Source organism: Kitasatospora sp. NPDC048298 (assembly GCF_043201465.1).
Taxonomy (GTDB): domain Bacteria; phylum Actinomycetota; class Actinomycetes; order Streptomycetales; family Streptomycetaceae; genus Kitasatospora.
Genome location: NZ_JBICYZ010000012.1, coordinates 157,890 through 173,261 on the forward strand (window position 1 = coordinate 157,890; position 15,372 = coordinate 173,261).

Consider the following 15,372-nt stretch of genomic DNA (forward strand, 5'->3'; position numbering starts at 1 on the left):
GTTCCCATCCGACGGCACCCCCGACCACCACGATCGGGCGACCCGGGGTTCACAGCCGAGACACGCCCGGCGCCTCGGCGGAAGCGGGCCCCTCGACGAGCAGATGGCCCGGGCAGCAGCGCAGTCGCCGGCCTCCCCGGGGTGAGCGCCCCGCGCCGGAGCCCCGGCGTGACCGCCCCTGCGCCGCCCCGGCGGCCCTGGGGGCCCTGGTGGCCTGTCGCCTTCGCGACTCACGCTGTCCCGGCGGAATCGTCGGCTCAACGCCCGGCAGCTCCGGCCGACTTGCCGGTCCGCCCCTGCGCCGCCCCGGCGGGCCGGCCACCCGCATCGGCCGTGAGGGCCCCGGCGGCGCGAATACCCGAGCAGCGGGCTGCCGCGATGAGGCATCATGCCGGCATGGGCGATCAGGCTTTCGAATGGGTGACCCTTTTCTGCTACCAGAACGTCGCCGGCTCCCCGCGGCCCGGCCGACTGACGGCGGTTTGACTGCGGGACCGGGGGATCGACTGGTACCCGTTCGCCGGCGAGGAGGTCAGGTGCGACCTGATGTGCGGCGTGGGCCCGGACGGGCACTGGCACGGCACGGTCGCGGTTCGCTTCCGCGCCGATGCTCTTCGGCGGCTCGGGCTGCACCCCGACCAGCCGACGTCGGCGCCGGCGGATCCGCTGCCGCCGAAGTGGTGGGGGCCGTGGGGCCGGTGAGTTTCTGCCCCTGCCGCGCCCCTCACCCCAGGGAGGCGAGCGCCTGTGCCGCCGCCCGGGCCATCTGCTCGTCGTGTCGCCCGCTTCCGCCGCGCAGGCGGGCGGCGCCTTCGGTGGCCGCGAGGGCGAGGAGGCCCGGCAGGAGGTCGGTGCTGCGGGCGGCGAGCCAGCGGGTGCCCCGGGTGGCCATCCACCAGAGGTCGGCGGCCAGGGTCGGTGGGGGTTCGGCGGGTGCGGCGGCCGGGGGTGGGCCGAGGGGGTGGCCGGTCTCGGTGAGCAGGTCGTGGAACCGTCGGGCGATCAGGTGGTGGCCCTCGGCGCTGGGGTGCAGGCGGTCCACGCTCAGCAGCCGTCGTTCCGCCAGCCAGGGCAGTTCGGCGATGTGCAGGTGCACCGCCCGATGGCGTTCGGTGAGGGCGTGCACCACGGTGTTGACCGCCCGCATCCGGCGTGCCAGCGGGCGGGCGAGCGGCGCGGGGAGCCGGAGCAGGCTGCCCGGGTCGGGGAGGCAGGCGGTCAGCAACCTGGCGCCGTGGCCGGAGAGTTCACCCATCGTGGCGTCCAGTTCCAGGGTGGCGCGCCGGATGTCGAAGCCGGTGCGCAGGGTGTCGTTGCCGCCGACCACCACCGCCGCGAGCTGGGGCCGCTGCGCGATCGCCTCCGGTAGTTGACGTGTCGTCAGTTCAGTGGTGAGCGCCCCGCTGTACGCCAGGTTGGTGAACTCGACGCTCCGCCCCTCGGGTGCCAGCGAGTCGGCCAGGACGGCGGCCCAGCCGCGCCAGCCCTCGCCGACCTGGTCGCCGACCCCCTCCGTGAGCGAGTCCCCGAGTGCGACGAAGCGCAACAGCTCGCCCGCCGCGGGGCGCTCCCGCGCCGTCCGGTCACGCCCGGCTTCCAGCATGCTCATCCCGACCCCCGTCCACCGCTTCGTCGTCGCGTACGCCGTGCGCCGCCAGGAACGCCGCCACCGCCGCCGGCCAGCCGTACCGCTCGGCCTGCGCCCGGGCGGCGGACCGCCGCAGTTCCTCCGGCCGGTCCAGCAACTGCCGTACCGCGGAGGCGAATCCACTGCCGGTGTCGACGGCCGCCACCCCGGCGAGCCCGACCAGGCCGGGCAGCGCGGAGGAGCGGCTGACCGCCACCGGGGTCCCGCAGGCCAGCGCTTCCATCGCGGCCAGCCCGAAGGTCTCCACCGGCCCGGGGGCGAGCACCACATCCGCGCAGCCCAGCAGCCGGGCCAGCTCCGCGCGTCCGCCGAGGTGTCCGAGGAAGCGCACCGGCAGCCGTAGCCGGGCGGCCCGGTCCGCCAGGCGCTCCCGCAGCGGGCCGGTGCCGGCCACCACCAGGACGGCGGGCCGCCGTCCGGCCCGCAGGGCGGCCAGGGCGTCGATCGCCCGTTCGGGCCGCTTCTCCGCCGAGAGTCGCGAGCAGAGCACCAGCAGGGTCTCGTCCGGCGCGGCGTACCGTGCCCGCTCGGCCGCCCGTGCGGCCGGCGTCGGTGGTCGCAGCGCGTCCAGGTCCACTCCCAGCGGGGCCCGGACCAGGTTCGGGGTGCCCAGTCGCCGGAACTCCGCCGCCGCCCAGTCGGTGGTGCAGAGCACCGAGTCGTAGGCGCGGGCGGTGGCCGCGTTGAGCCGGTCGGCCGCGGCGTCCGCCAGCGGGCCGGGCAGGCCCCAGGTGCGCAGCACCCCGGCGGCGCTCTCGTGCGAGACCATCACCGAGCGCACCCCGTGCCGCCGCGCCCAGGCGCCGGTCCAGCGCAGCGTGGTGCGGTCCGACACCTCCAGCCGGTCGGGGGAGAACCTGGTCAGCTCGGCGGCCACCGCCCGCCGGTCGGTGAGCAGCCGGTAGCCGCCGCTGGCCGGCAGCACCGGGCCGGGCAGGGTGACCACCACGCCCTGCTCGGTCTCCTCCTCGGAGCGCCGCTCCCCGGGGACGATCAGTACGGGGCGGTGCCCGGCTGCCCGGTACCCGGCACCCAGGTGGCGCAGCGCGGTGCGCAGGCCACCGGAGACCGGGGTGACGAAGTTGGCGAGCCGGACGATCGTCAGGGCCTCGCCCGCGCTCGGCGCCGCGCCGACCTCCGACGCCCGGCCGACCGCCGGCGTCGCACCGTCGGGAGCGGTCGGCGTCTCGCCGTCGGATCCGGAGGTCATGCCGGCAGCTCCTCCGGCAGGACGGGCGCCACCGGCTCAGCCGGCGCGGCGGCGGCCGCCGGCAGTGGCAGCCCGCGGTGCTCCGCCAGCACCTCGGCGTAGTGCCGCAGCAGCAGGTCTCCGACCGCCTCCCAGGTGCGGGCGGTCACCTCGGCCCGCCCGGCCTGCCCGTACGCGGCCCGCCGCGCCGGGTCGGCGGCCAGCTCGGCGACCGCCCGGGCCACCGCCGTGCCGTCCCGGGGCGGCACCAGCAGGCCGGTGCGGTGGTGGGCGACGAGGTCCAGCGGGCCGCCCGCCGCGGGGCCGATCACCGGCACGCCGCTGGCCATCGCCTCCTGGATGGTCTGGCAGAAGGTCTCCAGCGGGCCGGTGTGCACGAAGACGTCGAGGGTCGCGAAGCAGCGCGCCAGCTCGTCACCGGTCCGGCGGCCGAGGAACACGGCGCCCGGCATCGAGGCCTTCAGGCCGGGCGCGGAGGGGCCGTCCCCGACGACCACGACCCGGACGCCGGGCAGCGCCGAGGCGGCGGCCAGCAGGTCGACCCGCTTCTCCCGCGCCAGCCGTCCGACGTACCCGACGAGCACCTCCCCGCCCGGTGCCAGCGCCCGGTGCAGCGCCTCGTCCCGGTGCCGGGGGTGGAACCGCGCCGAGTCCACTCCGCGCGGCCACAGCTGCACCCGCGGCACGCCGTGCGCGGTGAGGTCCTGGGCGGCGGGGGTGGAGGGTGCCAGGGTGCGGGCCGCGGCGCGGTGCACGGCCCGGATCCGCCGCCAGGCGGCGGCCTCGCCGAGGCCCCGCCCGGCCCGGTAGGCGTGGGCGTACCCGGCCAGGTCGGTCTGGTAGACGGCCACGGCGGGCACCCCGAGCCGTGCCGCGACCTGCATCCCGCGCGCGCCGAGCACGAAGGGGCTGGCCAGGTGGACGATGTCGGGCCGGTGCCCGGCGACGGCGGCCGCCAGCTGCCGGCTGGGCAGCGCGATCCGCACCTGCGGGTACCCCGGCAGCGGCACCGACGGGATGCGCACCACGGGAATCTCCCCGGCCGAGTGCCCGCCGAAGGTCTCCGGCGGGCATTCGGCGCCCCGTGCCGGGGCGGGGGTGACGACGAGGGGCTGGTGGCCCCGGCGGACCAGGTGCTCGGCCGTCCGCAGCACGCTGTGGGCGACTCCGTTGACCTCGGGCGGGAAGGATTCGGTGACGATGACGACGCGCATGCCGATGTTCTGTCCGGGTCCGGCGTGCACCCGGCCAAAGGGATCTGTCGTGGAGGCGAACGCGGGTCGGCGATTTGCACCACGGACCCGCGTCCTCGGAAGCCCGGCCCGTCACACCGATCCGGCGGTCTCCTTGAGTTCCGCGTACGGCGCGAGCTTGCGGATCGACTCGATGCTCCTGAGGCAGTCGTCCTTGCTCTCCTGCGGGTCGCCGGTCACCACGATCGCCCCGTTGCTCGCCTTGAGCCGGAACCGGTGCATGCCGCCCTCGTCCACGAACAGTTCGAATTTGCCAGCCATGTTCAGAATCAGCCTTCCGCTCGGATAACCCCCTGGCACCGCACCGTAGGGTCAAATCCCTTGCGCGGCACGTCAGATGATCCATCCGAGTGCACGCGGTGGCGGCCCGGAACGGGTGCCGGCCCGGGCGGACGGAGCGGTCGGACGGGGCGGGCCGCGCTCAAGTCCGTCCGGTGGCCAGCCCGGTGACGGTGGCGGTCAGGATGCGGGTGAGCCGGGGTTCGACCTCGATGACGGCGTGGGCCAGTCGGGGGTCGGAGCGGTAGAGGGCGGCGACCTCGCCGCCCGGGTTCGCGATCTGCCACATGGCCCCGGCCAGCGAGACGGCGGTGGCGACCAGGTCGACGACGTCCTGCTCGTCCAGGGCGGGCAGCTGGGCTCGGACGGCCGCGCTGATCGGCACGCGGGCGGCGAGCGTGGCGAGCTTGAAGTCGCGTACGGCGTCGAGCGAGACGTTGCGTTCGAGGTTGAGCGGTGCGTGGGCGAGCAGGTCGCAGAACATCCCGCGGGCTGCGAGGGTGGAGGCGAACGCCCCGGCCACGGCGGCCGGGCCGGGTTCCGTGGTCTCCCGCAGCCGTGCGGTGAGGGCGTCCGACCACTCGGCCCAGCCTTCGGCGGTCAGCCGCAGGAAGATCTCCTCGCGGGTCTCGAAGTACCGCAGCAGCGCCGACTTGTGCATCCCGACGGCCGCGGCGATGTCGGTCAGGGTGATGTCCCTGATGCCCTGCTCGCGGCCGAGCGACCGCGCCGCCGCCAGGATCGCGGCCTCGCGCCGGCGCTTGGCCTCGGGCGAGCGCGCCCGCTGGAACTCCGATGCGTCATCCACTCGCCCATGGTAGGGCAACGCCGTTGCCGTAATACCGCAACGCCGTTGCACTAATAACGCAACGGTGTTTTACTAGCGGCATGGAGCAGAACACCGAGCAGGGCACGGAACAGATGTGGTTCATCACCGGCAGCTCGCGCGGCTTCGGCCGCGCCCTCGTCCGCGCCGCGCTGGAAGCCGGCGACCGGGTGGCGGCGACCGCCCGCAAGCCCGAGCAACTCGCCGACCTCGTCGAGGAGTTCGGCGACCGAATCCACCCGATCGCGCTGGACGTCACCGACCCGGCGGCGGCCCGCGCGGCCATCGCCGAGGCGCGGGCCGCCTTCGGCCGGATCGACGTGCTGGTGAACAACGCCGGCTACGCCAACGTCTCGCCGATCGAGACCACCGAGGACGCGGACTTCCGCGCCCAGTTCGAGACCAACTTCTGGGGCGTCTACCACGTCACCAAGGCCGCGCTCCCGCTGCTGCGCGAGCAGAAGGGCGGGCTGGTCGTGCAGTTCTCCTCGATGGGCGGGCGGGTCGGCGGCTCGCCGGGCATCGCCTCGTACCAGGCCGCGAAGTTCGCCATCGACGGGTTCAGCCGGGTGCTGCGCACCGAGACCGCGCCGTTCGGCGTGCGGGTGCTGGTGGTCGAACCCAGCGGCTTCCGTACCGACTGGGCCGGCTCCTCGATGGTCGTCCACGACGTCCCGGAGGCCTACGAGGAGACGGTCGGCGCCATGAACCGGCGGATGCGGCAGGGCGGCGCCGGCGCCGCGGGTGACCCGGTGCGCGCCGCCGAGATCCTGGTGCGGGTGGCCAAGCGCCGCGACGTCCCGCACCACCTGCCGCTCGGGGTCAACGCGGCCGAGGGCTCGATCGCCATGGACCGGCAGCTCCTGGCGGAGGACACCAGGTGGCGCGAGGTGGCCCGCTCGGCCGACTTCGCCGAGGCCTACCCGGTCGCCTTCCCGCCGGACTCGACCGACTGACCGGCCCGACGGTCGACCGGCCCGATGGTCGACCGGCCCGAGGCCGGCTGCCCCGCGAACCGGTCGACCGGCCCGGCGCGCACGGCACCGCGGCCCGGCGCGGGGTGAGCGCCGGGCCGCGGTGGTTGCCGGGTTCAGCAGTTGTTGAGGATGCCGGTGAGCGCGGTCTTCTCGGCGCTGTCCACGCTGAGGCCGTAGTACTGCTTCACCTGCACCCAGGCGCGGGCGTAGGTGCAGCGGTAGGAGGCCTGGGGGAGCCACTCGGCCGGGTCGCGGTCGCCCTTGGAGCGGTTGCTGCTGGCGGAGACCAGCAGCAGCTGGGGGCGGGTGACGTCGTTGGCGAAGGCCTGGCGCTGCGCGGTGGTCCAGGACCAGGCGCCGGAGGCCCAGGCCTCGGAGAGCGGCACCAGGTGGTCGACGTCGAAGGAGGAGGCGTTGGTGGTGGTCGCGCCGTCGTACGGCGAGGACCAGTTGCCGCTGGTGGACTTGCAGGAGGTGTCGGTGGCGACGTTGCTGCCGTCCCGCTTGACGACCCACTCGCGGGTGTCGCAGGTGCCGCTGATGGTGATCCAGGTCGGGAACAGCGTGCGGTCGTAGGTGTTCCCGTGGGTTTCCGCGGTGGCGGGCATCGCGGCGAGGTAGCTGCGGGCGGTGGCGGCGGAGATCGGGGTCGGCAGGGCGGCCTGGGCGGGGGTGCCGGCCGTGACCACGGTCACGGCGGCGAGGGCGGCGGCAGCCGATATGGCGGACAGGAACCGGCGCGCGGGTGCGGTGGGGGCCATGGCGGACGCTCCATCATCAGATCGGATGAACTGCTGAATTGCGTGCGCCAGTGTGGCGATCCCGTCACCTACGCGGGTAGATCGGGGAAGTGAAATCCTCGTGGATATTGGACGCGCACCGGACAAGTCCGGTGCGCGTCACGGTGGTTCATGTTGATGTGTCCGGTTTTCCGGCCGCTGCCAAGGTGCGGCCGGGCGTTCAGTCGCGGCGGCGGGCCGCCATCCAGACGTAGACCAGGACGCCCGCGAAGAGGAACAGGACACCCTGGTAGACGGCGGCGTAGCCGGCTCCGGCGACGAGCCAGAGCGAGAAGCCGAAGGCGCCCAGGCCGAGGACGGCGTCCCGCGCCAGCCGTCCGCGGTCGACCCGCTCGCCGGCCCCGCGCACCAGCCAGTACAGCTGGGCGGCGGTGGAGAGCAGGTACGGCACGGTGGCGGTGAAGGTGGTGACCAGCACCAGGATCTCGAAGGCGCCCTTCGCGCCGCTGGCGAAGTTGATCACGGTCAGCGCCGAGGCCAGGGAGACGCCGACCACCACACCGAAGGTCGGCACCCCGCGCCGCTCCTTGCCGAAGGCGGCGGGGAACAGGCCGTCCTTGGCGGCCGCGTACGGGGCCTGGGCGGAGAGCAGGGTCCAGCCGTTCAGGGCCCCGGCCATCGACACCAGCGCGGCGATCGCGATCACCGTGCCGCCCCAGGTGCCGCCGAACATGGCGTCCACGGCGTCCGAGAACGGCGCGCTGGAGTGGACGAGTTGCTCGTGCGCGACGGTGCCGAACACCGCAACCGTGCCGAGCAGGTACACCACCGCCGCACCGGTGGTGCCGAGCACGCTGGCCCGGCCGACGTTGCGCTCCGGGTCACGGACCTGGCCGGCGCTCATCGCGGCCGACTCCACGCCCAGGTAGCTGAAGAGCAGGATCGCCGCGGCGGCGGACATGCCGCCCGCCCAGCCGTGGCCGGTGGCGTCGAAGGGGCCGAGGTTCTTCGGGTCGAAGAAGAACAGGCCGCCGATCGAGACCAGCACCAGCGGGATGAACTTCAGCACGGTGGAGACGAGTTGGACCGCCCCGACGTAACGGGTGCCGGCCAGGTTGGCCAGCGCCGGCAGCCACTGGAAGGCCAGCGCGGCGGTGATCTCCAGCGGGATGGAGTGGTGGAGCGGCAGCAGCACGTCCAGGTACCCGACGGCGGCCACGGCCAGCGCGGCGTTGCTGACCCAGGTGGTGATCCAGTACGACCAGGCGGACAGGAAGCCGGCGAAGTCCCCGAAGGCCTCGCGGGCGTAGACGTACGGTCCGCCGGTGCGCGGACTGCGGCGGGCCAGCTGCCCGAAGACCAGCGCCAGTGCGATCGCGCCGACGGTGAGCACCGCGAAGGCGAGCAGGCTGACCGTCCCGAACGGGGCCACGGCGGCCGGGATCATGAAGATGCCGCCGCCGATGATGTTGCCCATCACCAGGGCGGTGGCGGTCGTCAGCCCGAAGCGGCGGCTGTTCTTCTCGGGCGTCGGGCCCGGGGGCGCGGAGCCGACCGGCCCCGGGGTCTCCGGAACGCTCGGTCGAGCCGCCTGCGGGGGTGCGGCGGGACTGGTCTGCATGAGGGTGGTGCGCCTTTCGTGGTCCTGCTCGCTCCCGGTGGAGCGCCATGGAGCGACTTTTCATGCTCGGATGAGGCTGGACCGTGCGCCAAATCGCCGGGATTTGTTCAGTTCGCCCGGTCCGTCACCGCAAGACTTGCGGTCACGGGGCGCCCGGACGGGCACTCGTCCGGCGCCCTCCGGCAGGCTGTTCGACCGGATTCACGGATGTACGCCCGGATTCGTCCGGTGTGCGCCCGGATTCGCCCGGCCGGGGGAGTTGCCTCACCCGAATGCCTCAGCCCGGTTGCGGCGCGTGCCCGGAGGTGCGGGTTCGTGTGCAAACGTGGGCCCGGCGCCTCCCCGGTGGGGCGTCGCCCGGCCCGTCGGGCGGCCGGTCCGGCCGGTCGGGGGCACGGGTCCGAGGACCAGAGACGAACCAAAAGGACATCAGATGTCGCTTCGTGGGAAGATCCGCAAGCTCGCCGTGATCGTCGCCGTGGCCGGTGCCGTGGTGGCGGTCCCGACCTCGGCCATGGCGGGGGGCTTCGCTCCGACGCAGTCGGAGGGACAGAGCCTGGAGTCCGGCACCGCGGGCGTCGGCCTGTTCGGTCCGCACGCCACCTGGTTCAACTTCGCCGAGCACGGCGAGAGCGACTGCGGCTGCTGATCTCCTCGGCTCCCCGAGCCCGGAGGCCGTCCGTCGGCCTCCGGGCTCACGGCTGTCCGGCCGCGGCCCTGCGGCCGGGCGGTGGCTGTCCGGCCACGCGGTCTCAGACGCGGACCGCCGCCCGGTCCCGCAGCTCCTTCAGCACCGCGATGTCCATCGCGTGCCCGGTGCCGTCCCCGCCGTGCTTGCGGTCCGGGGTCTCCACCACCAGCGGCACCCCGGCCGTCTCCGGGTGCTCGAACAGCTCGCGGAACGGCTCGGCGCCGATCATCCCGGCCCCGATGTTGGCGTGCCGGTCCTTGCGGGCGCCGACGACGTCCTCGGAGTCGTTGGCGTGGATCAGCCGCAGCCGGCCGGGCCCGGCCGCGGCGGCCAGGGCGTCCAGCGCGGCCGTCACCCCGCCCGGCTTCGCCAGGTCGTGCCCGGCGGCGAAGGCGTGGCAGGTGTCCAGGCAAACTCCCACCTTCGGGTGGTGGTCCAGCGCCTCCACGTACTCGGCCAGCTCCTCCAGCCGCGAGCAGAGCGAGCTGCCCTGGCCCGCCGTCGGCTCCAGCAGCAGCCAGGGCGCGTCCTCGCCGAGCTTGTCCAGCTCCTCCAGCAGCGGCCGGACGTCCGCCCGGACCTGCGCCATCGCCTCGGCCCGGCGCGAGCCGCCGCCGGGCGCGGTGCCGACCGCCGAGCCGGTGTGCAGGACGACGCCGAGCGCGCCGATGGCGTGGCCGCGGCGCAGCGAGTGCCACAGGGAGTCGGCCGAGCGCTCCCGGGTGGCCGGGTTGTCCGAGCCGAAGTTGATCAGGTACGGGGCGTGCACCCAGGCCGGGACGCCCTGTTCGGCGCAGGCGGTGCGGAACTCCTCGTCCTGGGCCGGGTTGCCCGGGGGAGTGGCCCAGCCGCGCGGGTTGGCCACGAACACCTGCACCGTCTCCGCGCCGACCCGGTCCGCGTACGCCAGGCCGGTGCCCGCCAGCCCGCGACCGGCCACCGGGACGTGGGCGCCGATCGGGTTGCGGAGGGCGGCGACGGAGGGTACGGGCGGCACGGGCACGGTGGTCATGGCCCCGAGCATGTCACGCGCCCGGACGCGGTCGTCGGGCGGGCCAGGTCAGGGGCCCGGAGGCCGGGCTCCCGGCGACCGGAGAAACGATCCGCTTTCCCCGATCGAGTGAATTCGGCCCGGAAACCGGAAACCGTGTTCCCTGGCTCCGTCACGATCCGTGACCAGAAGGACCTCACGACTCCTGAGGAGGCAGCCGTGACCACCGCCGAGCCGGCCGAGACCGTCGACCTGCGCGCCGACCACCTGATCCGCGACCCCTTCGCCGCCTTCGCCGACCTGCGCGAGCGCGCCCCGCTCGCCCGCGCCACCATCCCCGGCGTGGAACCGTTCTGGATCGCCGTCCGCTACCAGGACGTCCGCACCGTGCTGTCCGACCCGCGCTTCGTCAACGACGTGAACGCCGTCGACGGCGCCGCCCCCGACGACCTGCTGCCCGACGGCCCCGCCCCCGACGGCCCGGCGCCCGACGGCCCGGCGCCCGACGACGTCGCCGCACCCGTCCCCGCGCACCTCACCGAGCAGGTCTGGCGCGCCCGCGGCATGCCGCCCGAGTGCGCGAAGTACCTGCGCGCCGGGGTCTTCGGTGCCGACGGCGCCCGGCACCGCCGGATGCGCGGCCTGGTGCACCCCGCCTTCACGGCCGGCGCCGTGGAGCGGCTGCGGCCCAGGATCGAACGGCTCGCCGAGGAGTACGCCCGGGCGCTGCCCGAACACGCCGGCCCGGACGGCGTGGTCGACCTGGTCGCGCACTTCGCCTACCCGCTGCCCGTCGCGGTGATCTGCGAGCTGCTCGGCATCCCCGAGGCGGACCGCCCGCAGTGGCGCCGCTGGAGCTCCTACCTCGGCCGGGGCGCCGGGCCCGGCCTGGACGAGGCGCTGCGCGCCATGGTGGCCGCCGCCCGGGAGCTGGTCGAGCGCCGCCGGGCCGAGCCGGCCGACGGCCTGGTCTCCCGGCTGGCCGCCGCCGAGGGCGACACCCTCGCCCCGGTGGAGACCGTCTCGCTGATCCTCAACCTGATCGTGGCCGGCCACGAGACCACCGCCACCCTGATCGGCAACGGCACGGCCGCGCTGCTCGCCCACCCGGAACAGCTGGAGCTGGTCCGGGCCGACCCGGGCCTGCTGCCCGCCGCCGTCGACGAGCTGATGCGCTGGTGCGGCCCGACGATCGGCGGGGTGCCGCGCTACGCGACGCAGGACCTCACCCTGGCGGGCACCCCGGTCCGCAAGGGCGAGGCGGTGATGCCGATCCTGGCGGGGGCCAACCACGACCCGCGGGCCTACGCCGAGCCGGAGCGCCTGGACGTCTGCCGGGCGGGCGGGCCGGACCGCGCCGGGCACCACGAGGCACACCTGGGCTTCGGCCACGGCACCCACCGCTGCCTGGGCGCGGTGCTGGCGCACCAGGAGGCGGTCGTCGCCTTCGGCACGCTGCTGCAAACGTACCCGGAGCTGGCGCTCGCCGTCGGGCCGGATGCCGTCGAGCGCGGACCGAACCCGGCTGCCTGGCACCTCGCCGCGCTGCCCGTCCGCCTCGGGCCGCAGGCCGCGACCTGACACACGCGACATACCCGACGCACCCGACGCACCCGACGCGCCCCACCGCCGCCCGCGGTCGGGCGCGTCGCCACATCCGCCCCCACCCAAGGCCCACCCCAAGGCCCGCCGCAAGGCACCTCCCGCCGCCCACCCCCGTCGCACGCCACGCCCGGCGCGCCCGCCCCCGCGCCACGCCGGGCCGTCCCACCTCCGGTCGACGCCCGGTCAGCCCCGCAGCCCAGCCCTGGTGGCGGGCCCACCCGGCCGCCCATACCGTCGACACCGGCTGCACCCACCGGCCGTCCCCGCCCGCGCACAGCGCGTCAGCCCACACCGCCGGACCGTGCGGGAGACCGCGACACACCCGCACGAACACCGCGCGCGCCGCAAGAAACGCGCCGAAAGAAACCAGGTCACCACTCATGCCCACGCGACGGGTCCACCACCTCGCCGCGGCCACCGCCGCCGCCACCGCCCTGACCACCGTCCTCACCACGCTGGCCGCCGCCCCCGCGGCCCACGCCGACAGCGGCCTCCCGATGCGCTTCGTCCACCCCGGAGAATCGATTCAGCAGGCCGTCGACGCCGCCCGCCCCGGCGACACCGTCAAGGTGCTCCCCGGCACCTTCCACGGCAGCGTCCGCATCACCACCCCCGGCCTCACCCTGCTCGGCTCCGGCGCCGACACCGTGATCACCCCCGGGGACGGCACCGAGAACGCCTGCGCCACCGCCGGGCACGGCATCTGCGTGGTCGGCACCGAGGAGCAGCCGCTGCCCGACGTCACCATCGACAGCCTCGCCGTCACCGGCTTCCGCAAGAACGGCATCGACGCCAGCGGCACCACCGGTCTGACCGTCAGCCGCACCTACGTCCACGACAACGCCCAGCAGGGCATCAGCCAGGAGATGTCCACCCGGGCCGCCATCCGCGACAACCGCTCGACGGACAACGGCCAGTCCGGCGTCTTCCTCGCCAACTACGCCTATCGCGAGGGCGGTTCGCCCGACACCGGCGGCACCGTGGTCGAGGGCAACGAGCTGACCGGCAACCGGGTCGGCGTCACCGTCCGCCGGCTGCGCGGGCTGGCCGTCCAGGACAACGAGATCAGCGGCAACTGCGCCGGCGTCTTCGTGGTCGGCGACGAGGGCGTGCCCCGCGCCGGGGACCTCGACGTCCGGCGCAACAGCGTCGTCGCCAACAACGAGTTCTGCCCGGCCAACCCGCGCCTGGGCGCCATCCAGGGCGCCGGCATCGTGCTCACCGGCACGGAGGACGTCCGGGTGACCGACAACGAGGTCCTCGACAACACGGGCACCTCGGACTTCTCCGGCGGCATCGTCCTCTTCAGGAGCGTCGTCGGCGTCTCCAACGCCCGCGCCGTGATCACCGGCAACACGCTGAGCGGGAACGGCCCGGCCGACCTCGCCGACCGCGACTCCGGTGAGGACAACACCTTCGCCCACAACACCTGTGAACGCTCCGAGCCGGACGGCCGCTGCTGAGCCCCGGCACCCCCTCGCCGCCAGCCGCCCAGGAACTCCCAAGGACCCGAGGAAACCCAGCCATGACCACCGCACCCGCCCACACCACCTCCCAGGCCGCGATGCGCCTGCGCGAGCTCGTCTTCGGCGCCGCCTGCGCCGCGGCCGTCCGCGCGGCCGCCCGCCTCGGTGTCGCCGACGTGCTCGGCGACACCCCGACCAGCGTCACCGACCTCGGCGTCGCCCTCGACACCGAGCCCCGCCAGCTGCGCCGTCTGATGCGCGCGCTCGCCTGCTACGGCATCTTCGCGGAGAGCGGCGACGACCGCTTCGAGCACACCGAGATGTCCCGGCTGCTGCGCGAGGACGCCCCCAACTCGCTGCGCTACATCTCCCTCTGGTGCACCGAGCCGTGGACGTGGGAGGCCTGGCCGAAGCTGGACGAGGCGGTCCGCTCCGGCCGCAACGTCTTCCCCGACCTGTTCGGCAAGGAGTTCTTCGAGTACCTGCACAGCGACGCGGGCGACTCGGCAAAGGTCTTCGACAAGGCGATGACCACCTCCAGCCGGCAGTCCGCCGAGGACTTCGCCGAGTACCTGGACCTCACCGGCATCGACTCGGTGGCGGACATCGGCGGCGGCCAGGGTCACGTGCTGGCCAGCCTGCTGGAGAAGCACCCGGCGCTGCACGGCACCCTGCTCGACCTGCCCAAGGTGGTGGCCGGCGCCGATCCCCGGCTTCAGGACGGCGGCGTCTTCTCCGCCCGGGCCCGGTTGGTCCCCGGCGACTGCCGGGTGGAGATCCCGGTCCACGCCGACCTCTACATCATCAAGAACATCCTGGAGTGGGATGACGACAGCACCCGCCGCACCCTCTCCAACGTGGTGAAGGCGGCCGGTTCCGGCGCCCGCGTCGTGGTCGTGGAGAACCTGGTCGACAACAGCCCGTCGATGCGCTTCACCACTGCCATGGACCTGATGCTGATGCTCAACGTGGGCGGTGCCAAGCACTCCGAGGAGAGCATGGTCGGGCTGATGGCCGAGGCCGGACTGACGGTCACCGGGGTCTGCCCGGTCAACCCCTACCTGCACGCCTTCGAGGCCGTCGTGAACGGCTGAACCGCCGCCCCGGCCCGTACGCCCCTACGCGCGTACGGCCACACGACCGCCGGCCCCCGGCCCCTGGATCCCCCCGGGGGCCGGGGGCCGGCGGTCGTGCACGCGCGGCCGGCCGGGTCACCCGGGGTGCGAGGACTCCAGGTGGGCGAAGACCACGACGTTGTCCAGGTAGTCCCGCCGCTTCTTGTCGTACGTGCCGCCGCAGGTGATCAGCCGGAGCTGGGCGTCGGGGGTCTTGCCGTACACCTTGGCGTCGGGGAAGTTGTTCTTGGCGAAGGTCTCCACGGAGTCCACCGAGAACACCGCGACCGTCCCGTCCGCGCGACTCACCTCGATCTTGTTGCCCGGCAGCAGGAAGTTCAGCAGCAGGAACACCGCCGGGCCCTTGGAGGTGTCCACGTGCCCTGCGACGACCGCGCTGCCGCGCTCGCCCGGGCTGACGCCGTCCCGGTACCAGCCGACCAGGTTCTTGTCGTTCGGCGGCGGCGCGTCCAGCTGGCCGGCCGGGTTGAGGGCCAGTTCGGTGAACGGCGCGTTCACGGCGATCTGCGGGATCCGCAGCCGGGTCGGCTTGGCGCGCTTGAGCACCGGCGCCTGTGACGTCGCGCTCGGGGCCGTGGAGGCGGCGCCGGAAGGCCCGGGGACGGCCGGCGCGCCGGCCGCCGGGGGAGCGGGCCGGCCGTCCTGCGCGCCGGCGTTCGACCCGGTGTCCACCGAGTTGTAGATCAGCAGTAGCCCGACCACCGCCGCGCCCATTCCCGCGCGCAGCAGCCGGGGCATTCCAGAGGCGGGAGCGCCCGTCATTCCTGTCCTCCGATCGACCGGTTCCGCAACGGCCCGCCGCCACCCGGGGGCCCCCCCCCGGGGGGGGGGGGGCCCGCGGGGGGCGCCCCCCCGCGGGGGGGGGGGGGGCGGCCCCCCCGGCGCGGGGGGGGGGGGGCGGGGGGACCGCGCCCCCCCCCCCCCCCCCC

Annotated in this window: 14 protein-coding genes; 5 read left to right on the plus strand and 9 right to left on the minus strand. The window is 74.7% G+C overall.

All coding sequences use genetic code 11. The features are described from left to right. Window positions 1-724 precede the first annotated feature (724 nt). The 5 genes from ACGF0D_RS12940 to ACGF0D_RS12960 form a co-directional block, all read right to left on the minus strand. Complete coding sequence (locus tag ACGF0D_RS12940) at window positions 725-1,609, minus strand: SGNH/GDSL hydrolase family protein (RefSeq protein WP_392915460.1); 885 nt, start codon at window positions 1,607-1,609, stop codon at window positions 725-727. Beyond that, entirely contained in the window at window positions 1,584-2,858 is a 1,275-nt protein-coding gene (locus tag ACGF0D_RS12945; protein WP_392876261.1) for a glycosyltransferase, read from the minus strand. Before ACGF0D_RS12945 ends, ACGF0D_RS12940 begins: the two co-directional genes overlap by 26 nt. Continuing rightward, entirely contained in the window at window positions 2,855-4,072 is a 1,218-nt protein-coding gene (locus tag ACGF0D_RS12950) for a glycosyltransferase family 4 protein (RefSeq protein WP_392915463.1), read from the minus strand. The genes ACGF0D_RS12945 and ACGF0D_RS12950 overlap by 4 nt, the downstream gene beginning before the upstream one ends. Window positions 4,073-4,183: 111 nt before the next feature. Then, window positions 4,184-4,372, minus strand: coding sequence for a YegP family protein (locus tag ACGF0D_RS12955; RefSeq protein WP_392915465.1), 189 nt, complete (start codon window positions 4,370-4,372; stop codon window positions 4,184-4,186). Between the two features lie 160 nt (window positions 4,373-4,532). Beyond that, complete coding sequence (locus tag ACGF0D_RS12960; protein ID WP_392915467.1) at window positions 4,533-5,198, minus strand: TetR family transcriptional regulator; 666 nt, start codon at window positions 5,196-5,198, stop codon at window positions 4,533-4,535. 80 nt (window positions 5,199-5,278) lie between these two features. On the opposite strand from ACGF0D_RS12960, the gene ACGF0D_RS12965 reads away from it, so the two are divergent. Next, window positions 5,279-6,172 carry an SDR family NAD(P)-dependent oxidoreductase gene (locus tag ACGF0D_RS12965; protein WP_392915469.1) on the plus strand — a complete coding sequence of 298 codons (894 nt, stop codon included), beginning with the start codon at window positions 5,279-5,281 and terminating at the stop codon, window positions 6,170-6,172. Window positions 6,173-6,306: 134 nt separating this feature from the next. Here the strand turns inward: ACGF0D_RS12965 and ACGF0D_RS12970 are convergent, their stop codons facing one another. Continuing rightward, window positions 6,307-6,954, minus strand: coding sequence for an HNH endonuclease family protein (locus ACGF0D_RS12970; RefSeq protein WP_392915471.1), 648 nt, complete (start codon window positions 6,952-6,954; stop codon window positions 6,307-6,309). Window positions 6,955-7,153: 199 nt separating this feature from the next. Next, a complete protein-coding gene (locus ACGF0D_RS12975) occupies window positions 7,154-8,554 on the minus strand; it encodes an amino acid permease (protein ID WP_392915473.1) in 1,401 nt (466 codons plus the stop codon). Between the two features lie 433 nt (window positions 8,555-8,987). Between ACGF0D_RS12975 and ACGF0D_RS12980 the strand changes: the two genes are divergently transcribed. After that, on the plus strand, window positions 8,988-9,203 hold the full coding sequence (locus ACGF0D_RS12980; protein WP_392876242.1) for a hypothetical protein: 216 nt from the start codon (window positions 8,988-8,990) through the stop codon (window positions 9,201-9,203). 103 nt (window positions 9,204-9,306) lie between these two features. Here the strand turns inward: ACGF0D_RS12980 and ACGF0D_RS12985 are convergent, their stop codons facing one another. Then, window positions 9,307-10,257, minus strand: a complete 951-nt coding sequence (locus ACGF0D_RS12985; protein ID WP_392915475.1) for a deoxyribonuclease IV — start codon at window positions 10,255-10,257, stop codon at window positions 9,307-9,309. A 198-nt stretch (window positions 10,258-10,455) separates the two neighbouring features. Here ACGF0D_RS12985 and ACGF0D_RS12990 point away from each other — a divergent pair, with 198 nt between their 5' ends. From ACGF0D_RS12990 to ACGF0D_RS13000, 3 genes are all read left to right on the plus strand, one after another. Beyond that, entirely contained in the window at window positions 10,456-11,817 is a 1,362-nt protein-coding gene (locus tag ACGF0D_RS12990) for a cytochrome P450 (protein ID WP_392915478.1), read from the plus strand. 404 nt (window positions 11,818-12,221) lie between these two features. Then, window positions 12,222-13,304: a nitrous oxide reductase family maturation protein NosD gene (locus tag ACGF0D_RS12995; RefSeq protein ID WP_392915481.1), complete on the plus strand. Its 1,083-nt coding sequence runs from the start codon at window positions 12,222-12,224 to the stop codon at window positions 13,302-13,304. 62 nt (window positions 13,305-13,366) lie between these two features. Beyond that, window positions 13,367-14,401 (plus strand): methyltransferase, encoded by a 1,035-nt coding sequence (locus ACGF0D_RS13000; RefSeq protein WP_392876232.1) that lies wholly within the window; start codon window positions 13,367-13,369, stop codon window positions 14,399-14,401. 117 nt (window positions 14,402-14,518) lie between these two features. Here the strand turns inward: ACGF0D_RS13000 and ACGF0D_RS13005 are convergent, their stop codons facing one another. Continuing rightward, window positions 14,519-15,205, minus strand: coding sequence for a class F sortase (locus ACGF0D_RS13005; RefSeq protein WP_392876229.1), 687 nt, complete (start codon window positions 15,203-15,205; stop codon window positions 14,519-14,521). Window positions 15,206-15,372 lie beyond the last annotated feature (167 nt).

Excerpts from the sequence above, each read along its gene's own strand:
- ACGF0D_RS12945 (WP_392876261.1), bottom strand. The coding sequence starts at position 2,858 with ATGACCTCCGGATCCGACGGCGAGACGCCGACCGCTCCCGACGGTGCG.
- ACGF0D_RS13005 (WP_392876229.1), bottom strand. The coding sequence starts at position 15,205 with ATGACGGGCGCTCCCGCCTCTGGAATGCCCCGGCTGCTGCGCGCGGGA.
- ACGF0D_RS12950 (WP_392915463.1), bottom strand. The coding sequence starts at position 4,072 with ATGCGCGTCGTCATCGTCACCGAATCCTTCCCGCCCGAGGTCAACGGA.
- ACGF0D_RS12985 (WP_392915475.1), bottom strand. The coding sequence starts at position 10,257 with ATGACCACCGTGCCCGTGCCGCCCGTACCCTCCGTCGCCGCCCTCCGC.
- ACGF0D_RS12995 (WP_392915481.1), top strand. The coding sequence starts at position 12,222 with ATGCCCACGCGACGGGTCCACCACCTCGCCGCGGCCACCGCCGCCGCC.
- ACGF0D_RS12975 (WP_392915473.1), bottom strand. The coding sequence starts at position 8,554 with ATGCAGACCAGTCCCGCCGCACCCCCGCAGGCGGCTCGACCGAGCGTT.
- ACGF0D_RS13000 (WP_392876232.1), top strand. The coding sequence starts at position 13,367 with ATGACCACCGCACCCGCCCACACCACCTCCCAGGCCGCGATGCGCCTG.
- ACGF0D_RS12940 (WP_392915460.1), bottom strand. The coding sequence starts at position 1,609 with ATGAGCATGCTGGAAGCCGGGCGTGACCGGACGGCGCGGGAGCGCCCC.
- ACGF0D_RS12980 (WP_392876242.1), top strand. The coding sequence starts at position 8,988 with ATGTCGCTTCGTGGGAAGATCCGCAAGCTCGCCGTGATCGTCGCCGTG.
- ACGF0D_RS12970 (WP_392915471.1), bottom strand. The coding sequence starts at position 6,954 with ATGGCCCCCACCGCACCCGCGCGCCGGTTCCTGTCCGCCATATCGGCT.
- ACGF0D_RS12965 (WP_392915469.1), top strand. The coding sequence starts at position 5,279 with ATGGAGCAGAACACCGAGCAGGGCACGGAACAGATGTGGTTCATCACC.
- ACGF0D_RS12955 (WP_392915465.1), bottom strand. The coding sequence starts at position 4,372 with ATGGCTGGCAAATTCGAACTGTTCGTGGACGAGGGCGGCATGCACCGG.